The organism is Streptomyces sp. NPDC096152 (assembly GCF_044763235.1).
In the GTDB taxonomy this organism is placed as follows: Bacteria; Actinomycetota; Actinomycetes; order Streptomycetales; family Streptomycetaceae; genus Streptomyces.
This window is the reverse complement of record NZ_JBIWFW010000009.1, coordinates 34,580-54,859: the sequence shown is the minus strand read 5'-3', so window position 1 is coordinate 54,859 and position 20,280 is coordinate 34,580. Positions and strand designations below refer to the sequence as shown.

Genomic DNA, 20,280 nt, shown 5'->3' with positions numbered 1-20,280 from the left:
GCGGCGGTCGGGCCTCGGGAAGGGCGGCGGTCGCGCCGGGGGGAAGGGACGGCGGTCATGCCTCGAAGGGGCGGCGGGGCAGGCGGGGCAGTTCGAGGGCGGTGCGCAGCATGGGCAGCACCGGGGTGCGCAGGCCGATGGACAGCTCCTCGTGCAGGCGGGTCCGTCCGTCGAGGAAGCGCAGCAGCCGCCGGGCCGGGACCCGGGCGAAGAGCCGGGTGAAGAAGGCGGCCCCGTCGACCCGGCCGCTGGCGAGGGCGCGCAGCAGCACGGCGTCCATGGCGAGGGAGCGGGCCGGGTGGGCGGGCGGCGGCAGCGGGCGGTGGCCCGCCCGCAGCGCGGCGGCGACGGCCCGCGTCTGACGCTGGACGGCGGCGAAGGTGTAGCCCGTCGACGGCCGGGTGGCACCCGAGGCGGCGCCGATACGGAAGACCGACGGCCCGGTCTGCCGGGCGAAGGGGGCGTCGGTCATCGGGATCACTCCCGTCTCGGTGGCGGTGACCTCGAAGTCGCCCAGGCCGAGCACGTCCCCGGTGTAGTGCCGCAGCGCGGCCTCGTAGCGCTGCCGCGACAGGGGCCGGGCCGAGAACTCGGTGTACTCGACCAGGGCCTGCCGGCGCCCGGTCGGCAGCACGTATCCGAAGGACAGCCCGTGCGCCGGCTGGGGGGTGCGGAAGTCCATGAGCTCCACGGTGCCGGTGTCGAAGACGGGCCGGTCGTGGCGGACGAACCAGCCGTGGAAGTGCTGCAGCAGGGTGGTGCGCGCGGCGGGCAGGCCGGCCAGGGGCAGGGGCCGGGAGTCGAACACCCAGCGCGCCCGCACCCGGACGGGGCGCCCGTCGGCGGCGCGGCCGCGTACCTCGGCGCCGTCCGCCAGGCCCTCGACCGTGTCGACGGAGGCTTCCAGCCGTGTCGTCTCGGGGCTGCGGGACATGACGCCGTCGACGAGCGACTCGAAGTCGTCGGACCGCAGCATCTTGTAGCGCAGCGGGCTGATGTCGTCCTCCATGCGGGCGCCGTGCGGCGCGTGGACGCGCAGCCGGCGCCAGGACGCGGTGAGGGCCGCGTCGTACGGGCCGGGGCCGGCCTCCCAGTAGCACCAGGTGCGGTCCGGCGGGCGCAGCGGGCCCGCCGGGGCCGTCACGAGGACCACCGAAAGCGGGCGGGCGCCGGGCGGGCGCAGGGCCAGCCGGTGGGCCAGGGAGAGGCCGGCGGCCCCCGCCCCGACGATGGCCACGTCGGCCTCGATCACGATCTGCCGCCTCCCTCCGCGCCGCCGGTACCGCGCCGCGGGTACCGCCCCGGACCTCACCCGAAGCATTCCGGGTACCTGGCCCGTCCGGATGCAGCCCGCCGGGGCGTGTCGGCCGCCGTACGCCCGTCGGTGCGTCAGGAACCGCTCGCGGGGGCCGAATCGGCTCCGTCTGTCGCACGTTCGGCGCATCCGTGACCTCGACGGGCGCGGAATGACTGGAGATGACGATGTCGCGAGCACGCGGGAGGAACCGGATATGCGCTCCATTCGGGCGGACGATCACCTGACGGGCGAACCGTCCCCGGCGCACCGCGTCGTCCGGCTGCTGCCGGCCGCGTCCTCGCCCCGGGAGGGCCGGGCGGGGGACTTGACGGAGGACCCTGCCGGGGAACGGCGGCGTCCCGGCGCCGAGGGGGCGACACCGCCGTACGACGACGCACCCGGTGCCGGAGGGCCGCACGCCGACGCGCCGTACACCGACGCGCCGCACGCGGGCGCGGGCGGTCGGCGTGCCGTGGACGACGACGTCGCGGGCGCCGTCGGCCGCCTGCTCGGCACGCTGACCGCCGAGCGGGTGGCGCAGGCGGCCGGCCTCGATCCGGCGTTCGGCGAGGATCTGGCCGGGCGGGTGGCCCGGTTCACGCTCGGGGGCGGCCGGCGCATCCGTCCCCGGTTCCTCTGGTGGGCCCTGCGCGGCTGCGGCGCCGGTGACGGCGCGGAGGTGGAGGCGGCGCTCCGGCTCGGGGCCGCCCTCGAACTCGTGCAGACCTGCGCGCTGGTGCACGACGACGTGATGGACGGCGCCCGGGTGCGCCGGGGCCGGCCGGCGCTGCACGTCGACGTCGCCACCGATCTCCTCGCCGCGGATCCCGTTCCGATCGGGCGCCCCGGCACCGGCCGGGTGAGCGCAGAACGGCGGGAGCGGGCCCACGACTTCGGCACCGCCGTCGCGATCCTCGCCGGTGACCTGGCGCTGGCCTGGGCGGACGACCTGGTCGCCGACACGACGCTCCCGCCGGCCGTCGCCGGCCGGGTGCGCGGCATCTGGCGGGCCATGCGGACGGAGATGGTCGCCGGTCAGTACCTGGAGCTGCGCGGCCAGGCCGACGTCTCGCGGTCGCCGGACCGGGCGATCCGCGCGGCCTGCCTGAAGAGCGCCCTGTACTCGGTGGAGCGCCCGCTCGCGCTCGGCGCGGCGCTGGCCGGCGCGGACGAGGCCACGACCCGGGCACTGTGCTCGGCCGGCCGCTGCGTCGGCATGGCCTTCCAGCTCCGCGACGACCTCGACGACCTGTTCGCCGATCCGGACCGCACCGGCAAGCCGCTCGGCGGCGACATCCGCGAGGGCAAGCCCACCTACCTGGTCGCCGTCGCGCACGCGAGGGCGGAGGCGGCCGGTGACCACCACGCCCTGGACGTCCTCGACACGTGCGTCGGCCGCGCCGATCTGTCCGGCGCGGACCTCGCCCGGGTGCGGAAGGCCATGGTCGCCACCGGCGCCAAGGACGCCGTCGAGGCGAAGATCGACCAGTTGACGGCGCAGGGGCTGCGCCATCTGGACTCGGCCGCGCTGGAGCCGTACGCGGCGGGGCGCCTGCGTGAGCTCATGTGCGTGGTGACCAGGACGCGTTCGGAAACCGGAACCGCGGCCGGAACCGGCCCGGCGCGCGCCGACGGCAACGGCTCCGCCCGCGCCGACGGCGCCGGCCCGGCCCGTGCCCTGCGGCTCGCCGACGGCTGCGGGGTGACGGGCCGATGACGCGCACCCTCCCCGGGCGCACCGACCACGTGGTGGTCGTCGGCGCCGGACTCGCCGGTCTGTCGGCCGCGCTCCATCTGCTCGGCGCGGGCCGCCGGGTCACCGTCGTGGAACGGGACCCGCTGCCCGGGGGCCGCGCGGGCCGGCTGGTCCGCGGCGGCTACCGCATCGACACCGGGCCGACCGTGCTGACCATGCCCGACATCGCCGACGAGGCCTTCGCGGCGGTCGGCGAACGCCTCGCGGACCGGGTGGAACTGATCCCGCTGCATCCCGCGTACCGCGCCCGGTTCGCCGACGGCTCCGCACTGGACGTGCACACCGGGGCCGAGGCGATGGAGGCCGAGGTCCGCCGTTTCGCCGGGCCCGCGGAAGCGGCCGGCTACCGGCGGCTGCGGACCTGGCTGGAACAGCTCTACCGGGCGCAGATGCGGCGCTTCGTCGACGCCAATTTCGACTCGCCGCTGGCCCTGCTCCATCCGGATCTGGCCCGGCTGGCCGCACTGGGCGGCTTCGGGCGCCTGGACGCGCGCATCGGCCGGTTCCTGAAGGACGAGCGGCTGCGCCGGGTGTTCTCCTTCCAGGCCCTGTACGCCGGGGTCCCGCCGGAGCGGGCGCTGGCGGCCTACGCGGTGATCGCCTACATGGACACCGTCGCCGGCGTCTACTTCCCGCGCGGCGGCATGCACGCGCTGCCGCAGGCCATGGCGGACGCCGCCGCGAAGGCGGGCGCCGAGCTGCGGTTCGGGCAGAGCGTCACCCGGCTGGAGCGGACGGGCGAGCGCGTCACCGCGGTCGTGACCGAGGACGACCGTGTCCCGTGCGACGCCGTCGTCCTCACGCCCGACCTGCCCGTCGCCTACCGCCTGCTGGGCCGCGCACCGCGCCGCCCGGTACGGCTCACCCACGCGCCGTCCGCGGTGATCCTGCACGCGGGCTGCGACCGCACCTGGCCCGAACTCGGCCACCACACCCTGTCCTTCGGGCGGGCGTGGCAGCGCACCTTCCACGAACTCACCCGGACCGGCGAGCTGATGAGCGACCCCTCCCTGCTGATCACCAGGCCCACGGCCACCGACCCCGGCCTGGCTCCCCCGGGCCGCCATCTGCACTACATCCTGGCCCCCTGCCCCAACACCGACATCGGGCCGAGCGCCGCCGACTGGGGCGACCTGGCACCGCGCTACCGGGACTCCCTGCTGCGGGAGCTGGAGCGGAGGGGCCTGGCCGGCATCGGCTCCGGCATCGAACAGCAGTGCCTGGTCACGCCCGCCGACTGGCAGGCCCTCGGACACGCGGCGGGCACCCCGTTCTCCGCCGCGCACACCTTCCCGCAGACCGGCCCCTTCCGGCCGCGCAACCTGGTGCGGGGCACCGCGAACGCGGTCCTGGCCGGCTGCGGCACCACCCCCGGGGTGGGCGTGCCGACCGTGCTGCTGTCGGGGAAGCTGGCGGCGGCCCGGATCACCGGCGGCGCGGACCGCCCCGGCCCGCGCCGCCGGTCGCCGGGCCGGACGACGGAAGGGGCGGCGTCGTGACCGCCCGCGAACTGGACGCCGCGGGCGTCACCGATCCGTCGCTGCGCGAGGCGTACACGCGGTGCCGCGGGCTGAACGCCCGGCACGGCAAGACGTATTTCCTCGCCACCCGGCTGCTGACCGTGGAGCGCCGCCCCGCCGTGCACGCCCTGTACGGCTTCGCCCGCTGGGCCGACGACATCGTCGACTCGCTCGACTCCTCGGTGACCCCCGACCTGCGGGCGCGGGCGCTCGACCGGCTCCAGGAGGAGCTCGCCACCGGGCTGCGCGAGGGCCGCAGCGGCGAGCCGACGGTGCGGGCCCTCGCCGACACCGCGCGCCGCTACGCGATCGACCACCGCCACTTCCACGACTTCATGGCCTCCATGCGCAGCGACCTGGAGGTCACCGGCTACGCCACCTACGCCGACCTCGACGCGTACATGCACGGGTCGGCCGCGGTGATCGGCCTGCAGATGCTGCCCGTGCTCGGGACGGTCGTACCGCGCGAGGAGGCCGCCCCGCACGCCGCCGCCCTGGGAGTGGCCTTCCAGCTCACCAACTTCCTGCGGGACGTGGGCGAGGACCTGGACCGGGGCCGCGTCTACCTGCCCGCCGACCTGCTCGCGGCGCACGGCGTCGACCGGGAGCTGCTGCGCTGGAGCCGGGACACCGGCCGCCCCGACCCGCGCATCACGCGGGCGCTGCGCGCCTTCGAGGACCTGACCCGGGACGTCTACCGCCGGGCGGCCCCCGGCATCGCGATGCTCGACCCGGTGTCCCGCCCCTGCATCCGCACCGCCTTCGTGCTGTACGGCGGCATCCTCGACGCCGTCGCCGACTCCGGGTACGCCGTGGTGCGCAGGCGGGCCGTGGTGCCGCGCAGGCGCCGCGCCGCCGTCGCCCTGGACGGGCTGGTCCGGGTGACCGCGGCCCGCCTGGCCGCCGACCGCGGCCCCGGGCGGCCCGCGACGCCCGGGGCGGCGGTCCGCCCGGCCGCGAAGACGGCGGTTCCCACGTCCGCCCCGGTCGGCCAGGAGGTCGCGTGAAGCCCGAACCGTCCGCCCGGCGGGGGCGCTACCCGCTGCGGCTGCGCAGGCGCCCGGTGCCCTGGGACCGCCAGCGGCCCAGCTGGCGCGAGGCGCGGCCCGCCGTCATCACCGCGGCCCTTAAGCGGGCCCAGGCCCGGCCGTCGGGCAACTGGTACGTCGTCGGCGCCACCCGTGACGTCGGCGGCGGCCGGCCCCTGTCCCGGACCGTGGCCGGCCGGGAGGTCGTGGTCTGGCGGAACGCCGAGGGAGGGCTGGTCGCCGGGCCCGGCGTCTGCCCGCACCTGGGGGCACCGCTCGCGGACAGCCCGGTGCGGTGCGGCACGCTGGTCTGCCACTGGCACGGACTCGCCCTGGACGGCGCGCCGTTCGTCGGGTGGGAGCCGCTGCCGGTGCACGACGACGGGGTGCTCGTCTGGGTGCGTCTGGACGACGTCGGCGGCGAGGAGCCCACGCCCGCTCCGCTGGTCCCCGTCCGGCCGGCCGTGTCCGACGCGGTGTCGGCCGTGTACGTCGGCGTCGGTGTCTGCGAACCCGAGGACGTGGTCGCCAACCGGCTCGACCCGTGGCACGGCGCCTGGTTCCACCCGTACTCGTTCGTGGACCTGACGGTGGTCGGGGCGCCGGGGCGGGCCGACGCGGACGGTGACGGGCGCGCCTCGGGGCCGGGCGGGGACGTGCGCGCCTCGGGGCCGGGCGGGGACGACGGCGCGTCGGACGACGGCTTCGCCGTGGACGTCTCCTTCAAGGTCGCGGGGCGTCTGGTGGTGCCGGTGCGGGCCGTGTTCACCGCGCCCGAACCGCGCACGGTGGTCATGCACATCACCAAGGGGGAAGGGCGGGGCTCCGTCGTCGAGACCCATGCCACACCCCTCGGCCCGGACGAGCTGGGCCGGCCGCGGACGGCGGTCGTCGAGGCGGTCGTGGCCGCGTCCGACCGTCCGGGCTTCGCCGTGGCCCGCCGGGCGGCGCCGCTGCTCCGGCCGCTGATGCGCGCCGCGGCGGGCAGGCTCTGGCGAGACGATCTGGCCTACGCCGAACGGCGCTGGGCGTTGCGTTCGACGGGGCGCTTCCCGGGCTGAGACTGTCCGAGCGCCGAGGTCCGGCGACGGGCCTCAGCGCTCGGGCCGGGCCGCCTCGGGCTTCACGCCCGTCCACAGCTGCCAGGCCGACCACAGCCACATCAGCGCGAAGGCGGCGAGCAGGGCGAGCAGGACGAGGATTTGCCGGACGTCGGCGTCGTGGCCGAGGAGGGCCACGAACAGGGAGAGGATCCACAGGGCCGTGCCCACCGCATAGATGCCGCGCATCAGCCGAAGCTGCCGCACACCGGGCGAGTGGGACGCGGGGGAAACCGCCTCAGGAGTCATGGCCATGCGGTACCCCGCGACGCCGAGGGTATGACCCCGGATCCGGCCCTTTCCCGTACGGCCGGTTCCGGCTCAAAGCCTGGCGCGCCGGGGTCCGTTCGGCTTTCGGGGCCTTTCGGCCAACCGGTGCGTCGCCGATGGCCGGGAGCCCGCAGGCGGGCCGGCCCGCGAAACGGGCGGCCAACAGGGGCACGGGTCCCGCCATACCCACCGGGCCCGTTCCCACCCTCCCGATCCCTCTCCCAGTCATAAGGTGCGCTTATGACCTCATAGACCGGACCCGGATACCAACTTAGGTTTGCCTCAGTTTAGGGTTGCCGTCGAGTCGCCTGTCCTCGCTCGAAGGGAACCTCGCACATGTCCCGCCCCCTGCGGGTAGCCATCGTCGGAGCCGGCCCCGCCGGGATCTACGCCGCCGACGCCCTGCTCAAGTCCGACGTCGCCGCCGAGCCGGGCGTGTCCATCGACCTCTTCGAGCGGATGCCGGCCCCGTTCGGGCTGATCCGGTACGGCGTGGCGCCCGACCACCCCCGGATCAAGGGCATCATCACGGCGCTGCACCAGGTGCTCGACAAGCCGCAGATCCGCCTCTTCGGCAACGTCGACTACCCGACCGACGTCAGCCTGGACGACCTGCGCGCCTTCTACGACGCGGTGATCTTCTCCACCGGTGCCACGGCCGACCGCGCGCTGCCGATACCCGGCATCGGCCTCGACGGCTCCTACGGCGCCGCGGACTTCGTCTCCTGGTACGACGGGCACCCGGACGTGCCCCGCACCTGGCCGCTGACGGCCGAGAAGGTCGCGGTCCTCGGCGTCGGCAACGTCGCCCTCGACGTGGCGCGCGTCCTGGCCAAGACCGCGGACGAGCTGCTGCCGACCGAGATCCCGCCGAACGTGTACGACGGCCTCAAGGCGAACAAGGCGCTGGAGATCCACGTCTTCGGCCGCCGAGGCCCGGCGCAGGCGAAGTTCAGCCCGATGGAGCTGCGGGAGCTGGACCACTCCCCCAGCATCGAGGTCGTCGTCGACCCCGAGGACATCGACTATGACGCGGGCTCCGTCGAGACCCGGCGCGGCAACAAGCAGGCCGACATGGTCGCCAAGACCCTGGAGAAGTGGGCCATCCGCGACGTCGGCGACCGGCCCCACAAGCTGTTCCTGCACTTCTTCGAGTCGCCCACCGAGATCCTGGGCGAGGACGGGAAGGTGGTCGGGCTGCGCACCGAGCGCACCGCGCTCGACGGCACCGGCAACGTCAAGGGCACGGGCACCTTCAAGGACTGGGACGTCTCCGCGGTGTACCGCGCGGTGGGCTACCTGTCCGACGAGCTGCCCAAGCTGCCCTGGGACGCCGAGTCGGGCACGGTCCCGGACCGTGGCGGCCGGGTCGTCGAGGAGAGCGGGGAGCACCTGCGGTCGACGTACGTGACCGGCTGGATCCGGCGCGGTCCGGTGGGGCTGATCGGCCACACCAAGGGCGACGCCAACGAGACGGTCGCCAACCTCCTGGACGACTTCGCGGGCGGGCGCCTCCACACGCCCGCGTCGCCCGCGCCCGAGGCGGTCGAGGCCTTTCTCACCGAGCGCGGCGTCCGCTTCACCACCTGGGAGGGCTGGTACCGCCTCGACGGCGCAGAGAAGGCGCTGGGCGAGCCGCAGGGCCGGGAGCGCGTGAAGATCGTCGAGCGCGAGGACATGCTCCGCGCGAGCGGCGCGTAGCGGCGAGCCCGCGCACAGGGGTGCGCCCGGCGTGGAGAGCGGCGCCCGGCGCGCATGCTCCGCGCGATCGGCGCCCGGCCGGGCCGGCGCGGTGGCGCTGGTGAACGGGGCGCGCCCCCGTGCGGATGGTGGGCGGCCCCGTTCGGCGACCATTGTGGAAGCTGCGGCCGGAGCGCGACACGTGTGTGCGGGCCCGGGCTCGGGCACCGGCCGCACACCCCGTGTGCGCGCCGCGCGCGGCGTACGAGCGCGCCGGCGGGCACCCGGGGCGAAACCCGTGCCCGCCCGCCACGCGTGTTCGCGTGCTGCCGGGACACCCGCACTCCATGGGACTGCACCTTCCCGGACACCGGGACCACCTCAAAGGCAAGGACACCGCGCCCCGGGGCGAGGCCGACGGGCGAGAGCGCGACGAGGAGCGGGAGACGGAGCCCGCCGGGTTCGGGCCGGACGTCTCCGCGGAGCGCGACGCCCCCGACTCGCCGGTCGAGCTGCCCGGCCGCTCCTGGCTGGCGGTGCTGCGCCGGGTCGTGCGTGAGTTCCAGGACGACGAGCTGAGCGACCGTGCCGCGGCCCTGACCTACTACGGGGTGCTGTCCCTGTTCCCGGCCCTGCTCGTGCTGGTCTCCCTGCTCGGCGTCGCCGGCAAGTCGGCCACCCATCAGGTGCTCGACAACCTGCAGAAGCTCGCGCCGGGCTCGGCACGGGACATCATCGCGCGCGCGGTGGAGCAGTTGCAGAGCAACGCCGGCGTCGGCTCCGTGCTGGCGGTGGTGGGTCTGCTGGGCGCGGTGTGGTCGGCCTCCGGGTACGTCGCGGCCTTCATCCGCGCCGCGAACGTGGTCTACGACGTCCCGGAGGGGCGGCCGGTGTGGAAGGTGCTGCCGCTGCGGGTGGCCCTGACGGTGACCCTGATGGTGCTCGCCGTGGCCAGTTCCCTGATCGTCGTCTTCACGGGCACCCTCGCCCGGCAGGTCGGCTCCGCGCTCGGCATGGGGGACGCGGCGCTGACCGCGTGGTCCATCGCGAAGTGGCCGGTCCTGGTCGTCCTGGTCACGGTCATGATCGGGATCCTGTACTGGGCCACGCCCAACGCCAAGGTCCGCGGCCTGAAGTGGATCACGCCGGGCAGCCTGCTCGCCCTGCTGATCTGGCTGGTCGCGTCGGCGGGCTTCGCCTTCTACGTGGCGAACTTCAGCTCGTACAACAAGACGTACGGCACCCTGGCCGGTGTCATCGTCTTCCTCGTGTGGCTGTGGGTCACCAACCTCGCCGTCCTGCTCGGCCTGGAGTTCGACGCGGAGATGGCGCGTCAGCGCGTGATCGACGGAGGCCATCCGGCGGACAGCGAGCCCTACGTGGAGCCGCGCGACACCCGCGCCTGGGACGAGCAGGACCAGCGGCGCATGGACGGGGGCTGCTGAGCCCGCCCGGACCGCCCGGGGGCCCGTCGCCGGACGGGGCGCGGTCCCCGCGGGGTGCGCCGACCCGGGTACGCGAACGAGCCGCGCCTCCTCCGAACGGAGGGTGCACGGCTCGTTCCTGTGCACGGCGGTCCGGTGCCAGGCGCGCACCGGACCGCCGCGGTCGGGCCTCAGCCGTTCGTGCAGGCGTTGCCCACGGCGGGGTTGAGCAGGCCGATCACGTCGATGGTGTTGCCGCACAGGTTCAGGCCGAGGTCGATGGGGACCTGGATGACGTTGCCGGAGAGGAACCCGGGGCTGTTGGTGGCGGTCCCCGTCGCGTCGGCGTCCGCCGCCGCGGTGCCCGCGCAGGTCATCAGGGCCGCACCCGCCAGAACCGCGGCGGCCGTCATTCTGATCCTCATGGAGAACTCCTGTCGTTCGAAGGAACACGTGGTTTCACCCTGTGGGCGTCCGGCGCGCTGCGACATCGCTCAGGGCCGAACGGAGTAGCGCCGTCAGCCGCGCCTGGCGCGACCCACACCGTTCGGGAATCCAGATGGGGTCAAATGCGAACAAACCAACCCGTTTCGAGAACCGCACCGTATCGCGAGCGCCGGTCGGTACGGCCCGCGCCACGCGGGCCGCGTCACCGGGTCGGCCGAGCGGCCGCGGCCGCGCGCCGCGGGGAGGCCGTCCGGGCCGGACCGGCGGGAGCGGCCGGACCGGCCACGAACGTGTGACCCGCCCGGCCCCGCCCGACCCGCACCGACGTGTCTTCGCAATACTGGACACCGCACTCCGCCCCCTCCGCAGATTGACTCATGCCGAACTCTCCCTCCCCCCGTCCCGCCGCCCCCTCCACGGTCTGGCTGGCCCGCGGCCGTCATGCCGGACCGGCCGCGGAGGACGCCGTAGGACGGCGTCTGGAGAAGCTGAAGGCCGACGGCGTCCTCCAGGACCGCCTCGTTCCGGATGACTCCGGGGCCTCCGGCGAGCTGGTCTTCGAGGCCCGTTGGCAGGCGCCCCCGCGGGTGACCGTGCGGGCCCGGCTCACCCTCGCGCCCCCCGCCCTCTCGGGCGGGGACCGGGAGTGGGTGCTCGTCGCGGAGGCCGAGCGTTCCTGGGACCCGCGCTGGCCGTCCCCCGCGGCCATGTTCTGGCCGCAGGGCGGCGACGCGGCCTGGGACCACGAGGCCGTCGTCACGGGACTGCGGCTCGGGACCGTCAATCCCCTCCCGGACGACGACAAGGAACTGCGGCGCCTCCTGCGGCACGCCGTGCGGGACACCTGGAGCATCCACGTCGTCGTCCACGAGGCCATGACCCCCGACGAGCGCGGGCGTCTTTCCCTGGTGCGGCTGCTGCCCGAGGGCCTGCGCCACCGCGTCGTGGAGCACCGCGCCGCCCCGCACCGGCTCAGGGCGGTCAACTGGGCGCTGGAGGAGTTCGGGGCCGAGGTGCCGCGAGGCGGTGCCGTCGTCCTGCCCGGCAGCCCGGCGGCCTCCGGCTACGACCCGGGGGAGTTCTCCGTGCGCAGCGTCTTCCTGGACGGCACGGAGCCGGCGGACCTGCTCGACGCGGTGACGCGGTTCGCCGCGCTGCCGCGGCCGCTGCCGGACGGCGGGGAGGCGGCGCTCACCGCGCTGCGGGAGCAGTGGCGCCTGACGACCGTCGAGGAGGAGCTCGCCCGGGCGCGCGAGCTCGTGGCCATGTACGAGGAGGCCCTGGACGCCATGACGCGGTCCCGGGACCTGTACCGGGAGGCCGCCGAGCGGGCCAACGAGGCGCTCGCCATATACCGCGAGGCCGAGTCCGCGGGCGTCCTGTCACCGGCGCGGAAGCAGGCCCGCCCGCCCGCGGCCTCGCCCTTCCAGCAGCTGGCGCGCGGCTTCGAACGCCTCAAGGACACCGCCCTGTCCCTGCGCCCGCCCGGCACCACACCGACTCCGGACACGGAACCGGGCGGAGCCGGTCCGGCCGGGGACGACTCCCCCGAGGCCTCCTCCGACGTGCCCGGCTTCCCCGCCCCTTCCGCGCCGGAGGGCTCCGGCTCCCCCGAGGCAGCCTCCTCTTCCGGCTCCCCCGAGGCAGCCTCCTCGGCGGGCGCCACCGCCCGGCGCGCGGCGGACTGAGCCGGGCGGTCCGCGCTCAGGGCGCGCTCTCAGTCGGCCGGCCCGCGGGACGGCTCCTTGGCCCTCCCGCGGGGCGGCTTCTTGACCCGCTGGCGGGGCGGCTCCGCCGCCGGACGGGCCGGCGGGGTCAGTCTGTGGGCCGTGGCGTGGGATGTCGCTCCGCCAGCTGCACCATCAGCAGCAGGGAGAGGGCGGCCAGGGAGGCGAGACAGGCGCACACCGCGGTGAGGCCCGCGCTCCAGGGCGGCGCCACCGTGATCGCCAGGGCCCGGCTCAACTCCGCCGAAGCGAACCGGCCTTCGAAGTACCCGGCCCCCGCCAGCACCGCCGGGACCACCGCCCCCGCCACCAGCGCGGCCACCCCGGCGCGCAGCGCCAGCAGCACCGCCAGACACCCGCACAGGCCCGACGCGGCGAGGGTGACGCCGTAGACGAGGAAGGGCGCGCCCTCTCGGTGCAGCGGGAAGTAGGCGGCCCCGCAGACCACCAGGGCCGCCGCGGCCAGCCAACTGGGCCAGAAGACCAGCCGCCCGGCCCGCCCACCGGGCGGCCCGTCCTCCGCGCTCCCGACACCGCCCACGGAGCGGGCGTCGTCAGCGGGGACCCGCACGGCACCTGACCCCGGCATCACCGGGACGCCGGGATCCGGGCGCCCGGGGACGGAGGGCGGCGACTCCGGCATCGCGGGGATGGCGACGTACGAGGGCGTGCACGTCCGCGTGGCGCCGGTGACCGGCATCATTCGGACTTCGAGCTCCGGGCGCTCCGGGACGGGGGGCGGCGTCTGCGGCATCGCGGGGATGCCGGCATACGACGTCCACGTCCGCAGGGTGCCGGGATCCGGCATCACCGGGACGTGGGGATCCGGGCTCCCCGGAACGAGGGGGCTCGGCGTCTCCGGCGCGTAGGGGGCCGACGTCTCCGGTGCCGCGGCGCTGCCGGGATCCGGCGTCCCCGGGGCTTCGGCGCGCCACGTGTACTCGTGCCGGTCCCGGGTCAGCCGGCCGATGAGGTCGACCAGTTCTTCGACGGGCCGGCCGGTGGCGGCCGCCCGGACCGCCTCCCGGCCGCAGTGCGGCCGCAGGGGTGCCCGGTGCAGCAGGGCCATCAGCCGTGTCACGTCCTCGACGCCCCGCCCCGCGACCGCCGCGCGGATCGCGTCGTCCGCGCTGTCGGCCGAGCGCGGCGGCCGGGTCAGCTCGGCGACCAGCCGGGCGACGTCCTCCACCGGCCGGTCCACCGCGGCCGCACGCAGGACGTGTACGGCCGCGTCCGCGTACTCGGGGGACTCCTCCAGCAGAGTGACGAGCCGGACGACCTCCTCGACGGGCCGGTCGCCGACGGCGGCCCGCACCAGACCGAGGACCGGGTCGCCGGCGGCGGCCTCCGTCCCGGCCTCGCCGCAGCCGACGCTGCCGGAGGGCGACGGTGCCGGGTGGATCTCGTCGGTGAAGGCGATGACGGAAGGGTTCGCCTGGGGTGGGGAAGAACGGGTGGTCATCCTGGTCTCCATGGCAGGGGTGCGGCCGCCCCTGCGCCCCCGAAGGCGACACGCGTTCTACCCTGACCATTACTAAGGCCCCTGCGGACACCGCGCCACCCGGGTGTGGCGCGGGAGTGATCGCCCGGCCGGCGCACGGGTCGCACAGCTGTTCCCCCGTCAGGCGGTCATGGAGACGCGGCGAGCGGGAATCAGGAGAAGGGCAGGGATCGTCCCACCGCACGGAAGGAGAGGGAGCGAACTGTGGACTCCACCACGAAGGTGCTCCTCGTCGCAGCGGTCCTCGCCGCGGCCGTGCTCGCCGTTGCCGTGATCCTCTTCGTCCGGCTGGTCCGCGCCCGGCGCGACCTGCGGCGTGCCGGGCTTCCCACGGGACCGCGCTGGGTGTTCTGGGGCGCCGTCCTCTACTTCCTGCTGCCGACCGACCTGTTGCCCGACCCGGTCTACCTGGACGACATCGGCGTCCTGCTGCTCGCCCTGCGCACGCTGCGCGGCCCGGCCGGCGGGGGGATGCCCGTACCGGTGCCGCAGCCGTGGCGCCGGACGGAGCATCGCGCGGGGCGCCGACCGGGGCTTTCGGACCGTCAGAAGGACCCGGACGCCACCGATTACGCTCCGTAAGGAAACCAATCACCCGTTCGATTCGTATAAGTCTGGGAAAACCGAATCGAAGTCAGCGGGCCAAGCGACGCCGCAAGGGTGACCACCGCTTGATCGCGGCTGCACCGACCAGGGAGAGACGATGCAACCGTTCGCGCTCAACTACGCACGTCCGGCAGTGGAATCGGAGACGAGCACTGCGTACGTCTACGACTCCGGACTGCAGTTGAACGTGCTTGCCGACGGTCGGATCGCCGCGTCCGACCACGCCCTCCTGAGGGAACTGGGCACCACGACGTCCACGGCGGGCTCCAAGACGCACTTCGACGACTGAACACGGCCGGCGACCATGACCGTACTGATCCTCACCGGCGAGGAGGACGTGACGGCCGACATGGTGGTGGTGCACCTGAACGCCGCCTCGGTCCCGGTGGTCCGGCTCGATCCGGCCGATCTGACCGCGGGCGTCGCCCTCTCGGGCGAGTTCGTGCACGGCTCCTTCCGCGGCCATCTGTCGTCCGGGGGACGGCTGGTGAGCGTGAACGGCCTGCGCTCCGTCTGGATCCGCAGACCCGGAACGCCCGCCGCGCGGGCGGCCCAGCCCTCCGCCTGGCTCACCGAGGAGTCCGCACAGGCCCTCTACGGCCTGCTCCGCGGCTGCGGCGCGCGCTGGATGAACCATCCCGACGCCGCCCAGCGGGCCCGCCACAAGCCGTGGCAGCTGCGGCACGCCCAGCACAGCGGCCTGCCCGTGCCCGCGACCCTCATCACGACCTTCCCGCAGGCAGCGCGGGCCTTCGCGGAGCGCTTCCCGGACCTGGTGGTCAAGCCGGTCTCCGGCGCCCATCCGCAGGAGCCGCCCCGGGCGGTGCCGACCAGCCGCGTCGCGCCGGACACGGACTTCGGCGCCGTGGCCTACGGCCCCACCCTGCTGCAACGGCGGATCGCCAAGCGCGCCGACATCCGTTTGACCGTCGTCGGCGACACGCTGCTGGCCGCCCGGAAGGCCATGCCGGCGGACGCGGACCCCGACGAGGTGGACGTCCGTTTCGCCTCGTCCGCCGCGCCGTGGAAGCCGGCCGAGGTCCCGCCCCGGCTGGCCCCGGCCGTGCACGCCTATGTGCGTGGGGCCGAACTGGCGTACGGCGCCTTCGACTTCGCCGAGGACGCGGACGGGACCTGGTGGTTCCTGGAGTGCAACCAGTCCGGCCAGTTCGGCTTCGTCGAGGTGGAGACGGGCCAGCCGATCGCCCGCACCATCGCCGAGTGGCTGGCCCGCCCCGCTCCCCAGGAGCCCGAACACGTCAACGACAGGCGGACCGTGGCTCCTTGACGTGACCGACTGCGCCTCCTGGACGTGCCCGACCGCGACGGGGGCCCGTGGCCGGTTCGTGACCGGCGCTCGTCGGCCGGGTCGGCACGCCGTGCCACGGAGAAGCCCTGTCTGTCTCCCTCAAGGGGTCACACGGCCAGCGAAAGGCCGTCCCCCTCCGCGTCCGTCACGACGTCCGCGATGTCCCGCGGGGCGAGCAGCAGGGCGTCCGCCCTGTCGATGGCCTCGTCGATGCCGGTGGTGCCCATCATGACGCACAGGGTGTAACTGACGTCCTCCAGCTCCCGGGCCGTCTCGGCCCGCTCCCTCTCCGCCTGCGCGATCTTCAGCGATGCGTACCGAGTCAGCAACGTCCTGACGACCTTAGGGTCCGGAACCAGCACGGAGCGCCCCTCTCTCGATTTTTGCTCCGTATGCCCCAGGCACGCCGTGCCATGCACGGCGGCGGCCTCGCGGCACACGATTGACCAAATTCAGTCGTTTTCCGGTCGATCAGCCACCGATCGACCCCAGGGGCCCGTCGGTTCTCACCGACCGCGGTCCTCGGCCCTCCGCCGCGCCACCGCGCGGCGCTCCCCCGCGGTCATGCCGCCCCAGACACCGTCGTACTCGCTGTTGCGCAGGGCCCACGCCCTGCACTCGCGCAGCACCGGGCATCGGTGGCACACCGCGCGGGCCCGTTCTATCTGCCGCAGCGACAAACCGTTTTCCCCTAGCGGGAAGAACAGTTCGGGGTCCTCGAAGCGGCAGGCTCCGCGGTCCCGCCAGTTCATGGCCGGATCCCGGTCATGCCGGGGCCGGCGGTCAGCCGGATCCCGGTCATGGGGGGTCTGGCGGTCACCGCACGACGGGGCCACCCGCCGTGCTCGCTCCATCGGGTCACACTCACCGGGTCCTCCGCAGAAAATTCGGCCCGTGTCCGGGCAGCTCCCGTCGGCGGCGGCAGACCGCCGCACGACCCGGCAGAGGTATCCGCAATATAGGTGGTTTTCGGGCGATGAGCCAAGATTGGGGTGAGCGGCACGCAAGACGAGCACGGGAGGACAGAGCACGCATGAGACTCATCCCGACCGAAGACCTCACGCTGCGGTAGCGGCTCGGCAAGAAGATCTTCGCCCGGGTGGCGGGGCCGGAGGGCCCTGCCCGGCGGTCCCGCATCCACGGCAGCCCCGGCCCTCGCTGATTCGGGCCCGATCGGCCCGTGCGGAGGGTGCACGGCGACGGCTCGATGTTCATCCGAGGTTTGTCGGCGCTGCTGCTCCAGTCCCTGCACCCGCCGGCCATGGCGGCCGTGGCCGCGCACTCGGGCTACCGGGGCGACCCCTGGGGCCGGCTGCAGCGCACCAGCGCCTTCCTGGCGGAAAACCACCTACGGCCCCGCCGACCGCGCCCGGGAGGCCTGCGCGCGGGTCCGCGCCGTCCACGACCCGTGCGGGGGACGACCGCGGAGGGACGGCCGTATCACGCCGCCGACCCCCACCTGCTGTGCCGGGTGCACATCGCGGAGGCCGACAGCTTCCTGCGGGCCCACCAGCGCTACGGGGCCCGTCCACTGGACGACGCGGGCTGCGACGCGTACGTGGCGGACATGGCGCACATCGCCGCCGCGCTCGGCGTGCCCGACCCTCCGACGGACCGCGCGGAGCCGGCCGGGCGGATGGCCGCCTACCGGGGCGAGCTGCGGGCGACCGGCGAGGCCCGCGGCGCGGCAGGCTTCCTGCTGCTGAACCCGCCCGTGCCGCTCCTGGCCCGCGTGCCGTACGGGTTGATCGCCGCCAACGCCGTCTCGCTCCTGCCCGTCCGGGCCTCGCGCGCGCTGTGGCTGCCCCGGGTGCCTCCTGCCGAGAGCCTGTGCGTCAGGCCGCTCGGCACCGCCGTGACCCGCGGCATCCGCTGGGCCCTGACGCCTCCGGCCCCGACCTCGTAGTCCCGGGGCCGTGGAGCACGCCGGGCGGGCCGCCCGGCGTGCTCCACGGCCGGCGTGCGCGGTGGTGGGCGCCCCGCCCGGAGCGATCGCCGCGGGCCGGGCCCGGGGTTCACTCCGCGAGGGCGTCGGCCAGCTCCGTCGTGGCCCGGGCGATCTCCGCGTCCTCCTCGGCCCGTAGGGAAGCCAGCGCACCGCTGCGGGCCCGTACGGCCTGGCGCGCCCGCCGCTCCCACACCACGGGGTTCTCCGAGTGGTTGAGCAACTTGGGGTAGACGGCGGCGACGCTCTCCCACTGCCGGGCACCGGCGATGCTCCGGAGCAGGCGGATGATCTGCGCCCGGCAGGTCACGCGGGGCAGCTGGGCCAGCTCCCAAAGGAACGGCACCGTGGCGGCGGTGGCCTGTTCCACGACGAAGCCGTACTGGCAGATGCGTTTTTTCAGATCGTCCAGCGCGGCCCGGGCGGTCTCCGCGTCGCCCCAGGCCACGCTGGTGAGCAGCAGGGGTACGGCGGCTGCCGAGCCGGTGGAGTCCTTGATGTCGCGCCAGGGCACCTGGCCCAGCGCCGCGAGGGGGGCCGTCCTGGCCACCCCGCCGGACGGCGTGGCGTGGTCGGTGCGCTGTGTACTCGGCTGCTCCGTCGGTGCGGTGCGCATGGCGTAGGGCCTTTCCGCGGCGGTCATGAGGGGGCGGGGAAGGTGGGCAGCTTCGCCCAGACGGTCTTGCCGGTCGGAGGGTGCGGGGCCCAGCCCCATTCCTCCGCCAGGGCGTCGACTATGCACAGTCCTCGCCCGTGTTCCTCGAGGTCGGAGCCGGAGACGGGCGCGGCGACGGGACGGCTGTCGCAGGGGTCGTGGACGCTGAGCACCAGATGAGCGTCTTCGAGCGCGAGACGGAGCCACACGTCCGCCTCGCCCGCCGGGGTCCAGGGCACCGCGTGGGTCGCGGCGTTGGCGGCGAGTTCGGTCACGACGAGGGTGGCGTCGTCCGCGCGGTGCTCGAGCGACCAGCTCCGCAGCGTGGCGCGGGTGAACTCCCGAACCCGGGCGAACCCCTCCCGGCCGCACTCGATCCGCAGCGTGGCGGACTCGAGTGCGGCCTCGACGCCGCTCGACTCCCCCGAGGACGTCGCGCTCAGGGTGGCGGCCGCCCCGCCTCGGGCGCGGCGGTCGGGCACGGCCGGCTCGCCGGTCCACGACGCGACTGCGCTCCACGTTCCGAGCTCCTGGCTCGCAGGTGAGGGCACGGCATCTCCCTGATGCGACGTCACCGAACGGCGCCAGCACGGGGGTTGACGCCACGGCTATTATCCACGCTGACAGCGCTCGCGTGCAATTGCACGAGAAATTTCTCGCGAAAGTGCGCGGGAGGAGAGGGCCCGCCGAGCGGCGGCCGCGCCCCTTCCGACGCGGCGAGCACGTCGCACGAACGAACGGGAACAGCAAGGAGACTGCGGTGGTGCCACCAGTGCGGAACGGAGTGCGGGCCAGTTCGCTGGACGCCCGCTGGATCAAGAGCCGGCACAGCAACGCCGAGGGCAACTGCGTGGAGGTGGCCACTCTGGTCGACGGAGGCATAGCCGTGCGCAATTCCCGTGACCCGGACGGCCCCGCACTGGTCTACACCCCGGCGGAGGTGCGCGCCTTCCTGGCGGGCGCCAAGGAGGGCGAGTTCGACCATCTGCTGTGAAGCGGAGGGGAGATGCCGACTTGCGAGCGGATGCGGTCCGTGGCGGACCGGTGCGATAGTGTAACCCTCAAGTCTGCCGGTCTACTGGGAGTCAGGATGTCCGCCGAGTCGCATCGCCTCTCCCGTCTCGAACCTTATCTGGACCGGTCCGAGCCGGCTCCGACTCTGCTGAAGCTGCTGGTCGGAGTCCAGCTGGCGGGCTTTCGCGAGGATGCCGCCCTGTCCCAGGACCAGGCGGCGCGCGCCCTGGGGTTCAGCGCGGCCAAGCTCTCGCGCATCGAATCGGGCAAGGGCCGCCGCCCGCCGGCGGAGACCGACGTCCGCGCGCTGCTGGAGCTGTACGGCACGGACGAGTACGAGTCCTCGGTCCTCCTCAAGCTGCTGCAGCGGGCCGGCGAGCCGGGCTGGTGGCAGCGCTACGACAAGCGGCTGATGCCCGAGTGGTTCGACCGTCTGGTCGGCCTGCAGGAAGCGGCCGCGGCGATCCGCACCTTCGAGATCCAGTACGTTCCCGGCCTGCTGCAGACCGCCGACTACACCCGGGCGGTGGTGGAGCGCGGCCTGCCGACGGCGTCCGCCGGCGAGGTGCAGCGCCGGGTCGAACTGCGCATGCGCCGGGCGCAGTTGCTGATGCGCTCCGACGCCCCGCAACTGTGGGCGGTCATCGACGAGTCCGTCCTGCTGCGGGTCCTGGGCAGTCGTGACGTGATGCGGGGGCAGCTCGCGCACCTCGTCGAGATGGCGCAGCGGCCCAACGTGACCGTGCAGATCATCCCCTTGGACGTGACCAACGCCTCCGCGCCCGCCATCCCGATCACGTATCTCCGCTTCGGCGGTCTCGACCTCCCGGACGTCGTCTATCTGGAGCACATCAGGAGCGCCAACTTCCTGGAGGACCGCGACGAGACGGAGGAGTACCGGATCGCGCTGGACCGGCTGGCCGACGAGGCGCTGACGCCGCAGGAGTCGGTGGCGTTGCTCCGCAGGACGATCGAGGAGCGCTACCCCGCTTCGTGAGTAC

Annotated in this window: 21 protein-coding genes; 13 read left to right on the top strand and 8 right to left on the bottom strand. The window is 74.6% G+C overall.

The window, feature by feature from the left end:
- Positions 1-55: 55 nt before the first annotated feature.
- Positions 56-1,252 (bottom strand): lycopene cyclase family protein, encoded by a 1,197-nt coding sequence (locus tag ACIQ9G_RS28415; protein WP_403614984.1) that lies wholly within the window; start codon positions 1,250-1,252, stop codon positions 56-58.
- Between the two features lie 259 nt (positions 1,253-1,511).
- Here ACIQ9G_RS28415 and ACIQ9G_RS28410 point away from each other — a divergent pair, with 259 nt between their 5' ends.
- The 4 genes from ACIQ9G_RS28410 to ACIQ9G_RS28395 are packed head-to-tail and all read left to right on the top strand — an operon-like array spanning position 1,512 to position 6,662.
- Positions 1,512-3,014 carry a polyprenyl synthetase family protein gene (locus tag ACIQ9G_RS28410; protein WP_403614982.1) on the top strand — a complete coding sequence of 501 codons (1,503 nt, stop codon included), beginning with the start codon at positions 1,512-1,514 and terminating at the stop codon, positions 3,012-3,014.
- Positions 3,011-4,552: a phytoene desaturase gene (locus ACIQ9G_RS28405; protein WP_403614980.1), complete on the top strand. Its 1,542-nt coding sequence runs from the start codon at positions 3,011-3,013 to the stop codon at positions 4,550-4,552. Before ACIQ9G_RS28410 ends, ACIQ9G_RS28405 begins: the two co-directional genes overlap by 4 nt.
- On the top strand, positions 4,549-5,580 hold the full coding sequence (locus ACIQ9G_RS28400) for a phytoene/squalene synthase family protein (protein WP_403614977.1): 1,032 nt from the start codon (positions 4,549-4,551) through the stop codon (positions 5,578-5,580). The genes ACIQ9G_RS28405 and ACIQ9G_RS28400 overlap by 4 nt, the downstream gene beginning before the upstream one ends.
- Positions 5,577-6,662 carry a DUF5914 domain-containing protein gene (locus ACIQ9G_RS28395; protein ID WP_403614974.1) on the top strand — a complete coding sequence of 362 codons (1,086 nt, stop codon included), beginning with the start codon at positions 5,577-5,579 and terminating at the stop codon, positions 6,660-6,662. Before ACIQ9G_RS28400 ends, ACIQ9G_RS28395 begins: the two co-directional genes overlap by 4 nt.
- A gap of 33 nt (positions 6,663-6,695) precedes the next feature.
- Here the strand turns inward: ACIQ9G_RS28395 and ACIQ9G_RS28390 are convergent, their stop codons facing one another.
- On the bottom strand, positions 6,696-6,890 hold the full coding sequence (locus ACIQ9G_RS28390) for a hypothetical protein (protein WP_403614972.1): 195 nt from the start codon (positions 6,888-6,890) through the stop codon (positions 6,696-6,698).
- A 417-nt stretch (positions 6,891-7,307) separates the two neighbouring features.
- On the opposite strand from ACIQ9G_RS28390, the gene ACIQ9G_RS28385 reads away from it, so the two are divergent.
- Positions 7,308-8,672 carry an FAD-dependent oxidoreductase gene (locus ACIQ9G_RS28385; RefSeq protein WP_403614970.1) on the top strand — a complete coding sequence of 455 codons (1,365 nt, stop codon included), beginning with the start codon at positions 7,308-7,310 and terminating at the stop codon, positions 8,670-8,672.
- A gap of 326 nt (positions 8,673-8,998) precedes the next feature.
- On the top strand, positions 8,999-10,096 hold the full coding sequence (locus tag ACIQ9G_RS28380) for a YihY/virulence factor BrkB family protein (RefSeq protein ID WP_403614968.1): 1,098 nt from the start codon (positions 8,999-9,001) through the stop codon (positions 10,094-10,096).
- A gap of 170 nt (positions 10,097-10,266) precedes the next feature.
- Here ACIQ9G_RS28380 and ACIQ9G_RS28375 read toward each other — a convergent pair whose 3' ends face one another.
- The gene (locus ACIQ9G_RS28375; protein WP_403614965.1) at positions 10,267-10,500 is read right to left on the bottom strand and encodes a chaplin; all 234 of its coding nucleotides are present in this window, start codon (positions 10,498-10,500) and stop codon (positions 10,267-10,269) included.
- A gap of 399 nt (positions 10,501-10,899) precedes the next feature.
- Between ACIQ9G_RS28375 and ACIQ9G_RS28370 the strand changes: the two genes are divergently transcribed.
- Complete coding sequence (locus ACIQ9G_RS28370; protein WP_403614963.1) at positions 10,900-12,210, top strand: hypothetical protein; 1,311 nt, start codon at positions 10,900-10,902, stop codon at positions 12,208-12,210.
- A gap of 127 nt (positions 12,211-12,337) precedes the next feature.
- Here ACIQ9G_RS28370 and ACIQ9G_RS28365 read toward each other — a convergent pair whose 3' ends face one another.
- Positions 12,338-13,711, bottom strand: a complete 1,374-nt coding sequence (locus ACIQ9G_RS28365) for a hypothetical protein (RefSeq protein ID WP_403614961.1) — start codon at positions 13,709-13,711, stop codon at positions 12,338-12,340.
- A gap of 243 nt (positions 13,712-13,954) precedes the next feature.
- On the opposite strand from ACIQ9G_RS28365, the gene ACIQ9G_RS28360 reads away from it, so the two are divergent.
- The 3 genes from ACIQ9G_RS28360 to tgmB all read left to right on the top strand — a co-directional run bounded on the left by ACIQ9G_RS28360 (position 13,955) and on the right by tgmB (position 15,644).
- A complete protein-coding gene (locus tag ACIQ9G_RS28360; RefSeq protein WP_403614958.1) occupies positions 13,955-14,332 on the top strand; it encodes a YkvA family protein in 378 nt (125 codons plus the stop codon).
- Positions 14,333-14,453: 121 nt separating this feature from the next.
- Positions 14,454-14,645, top strand: a complete 192-nt coding sequence (gene tgmA, locus ACIQ9G_RS28355; RefSeq protein ID WP_403614956.1) for a putative ATP-grasp-modified RiPP — start codon at positions 14,454-14,456, stop codon at positions 14,643-14,645.
- A 15-nt stretch (positions 14,646-14,660) separates the two neighbouring features.
- Complete coding sequence (gene tgmB, locus ACIQ9G_RS28350; protein WP_403614953.1) at positions 14,661-15,644, top strand: ATP-grasp ribosomal peptide maturase; 984 nt, start codon at positions 14,661-14,663, stop codon at positions 15,642-15,644.
- 128 nt (positions 15,645-15,772) lie between these two features.
- On the opposite strand, the gene ACIQ9G_RS28345 is transcribed toward tgmB, so the two are convergent.
- Together ACIQ9G_RS28345 and ACIQ9G_RS28340 are read right to left on the bottom strand one after the other, a co-directional pair.
- Complete coding sequence (locus ACIQ9G_RS28345; RefSeq protein ID WP_403614950.1) at positions 15,773-16,027, bottom strand: DUF5133 domain-containing protein; 255 nt, start codon at positions 16,025-16,027, stop codon at positions 15,773-15,775.
- Between the two features lie 144 nt (positions 16,028-16,171).
- On the bottom strand, positions 16,172-16,417 hold the full coding sequence (locus ACIQ9G_RS28340) for a WhiB family transcriptional regulator (RefSeq protein ID WP_356193508.1): 246 nt from the start codon (positions 16,415-16,417) through the stop codon (positions 16,172-16,174).
- Positions 16,418-16,845: 428 nt separating this feature from the next.
- Here ACIQ9G_RS28340 and ACIQ9G_RS28335 point away from each other — a divergent pair, with 428 nt between their 5' ends.
- Positions 16,846-17,571, top strand: a complete 726-nt coding sequence (locus ACIQ9G_RS28335; protein WP_403614947.1) for an oxygenase MpaB family protein — start codon at positions 16,846-16,848, stop codon at positions 17,569-17,571.
- A gap of 109 nt (positions 17,572-17,680) precedes the next feature.
- On the opposite strand, the gene ACIQ9G_RS28330 is transcribed toward ACIQ9G_RS28335, so the two are convergent.
- Together ACIQ9G_RS28330 and ACIQ9G_RS28325 are read right to left on the bottom strand one after the other, a co-directional pair.
- A complete protein-coding gene (locus ACIQ9G_RS28330) occupies positions 17,681-18,226 on the bottom strand; it encodes a hypothetical protein (RefSeq protein ID WP_403614945.1) in 546 nt (181 codons plus the stop codon).
- Positions 18,227-18,249: 23 nt separating this feature from the next.
- The gene (locus ACIQ9G_RS28325; protein ID WP_403614943.1) at positions 18,250-18,816 is read right to left on the bottom strand and encodes an ATP-binding protein; all 567 of its coding nucleotides are present in this window, start codon (positions 18,814-18,816) and stop codon (positions 18,250-18,252) included.
- A 212-nt stretch (positions 18,817-19,028) separates the two neighbouring features.
- Here ACIQ9G_RS28325 and ACIQ9G_RS28320 point away from each other — a divergent pair, with 212 nt between their 5' ends.
- Positions 19,029-19,259 (top strand): DUF397 domain-containing protein, encoded by a 231-nt coding sequence (locus ACIQ9G_RS28320; protein ID WP_356193584.1) that lies wholly within the window; start codon positions 19,029-19,031, stop codon positions 19,257-19,259.
- Positions 19,260-19,355: 96 nt separating this feature from the next.
- A complete protein-coding gene (locus ACIQ9G_RS28315; protein ID WP_403614940.1) occupies positions 19,356-20,276 on the top strand; it encodes a helix-turn-helix domain-containing protein in 921 nt (306 codons plus the stop codon).
- Positions 20,277-20,280 lie beyond the last annotated feature (4 nt).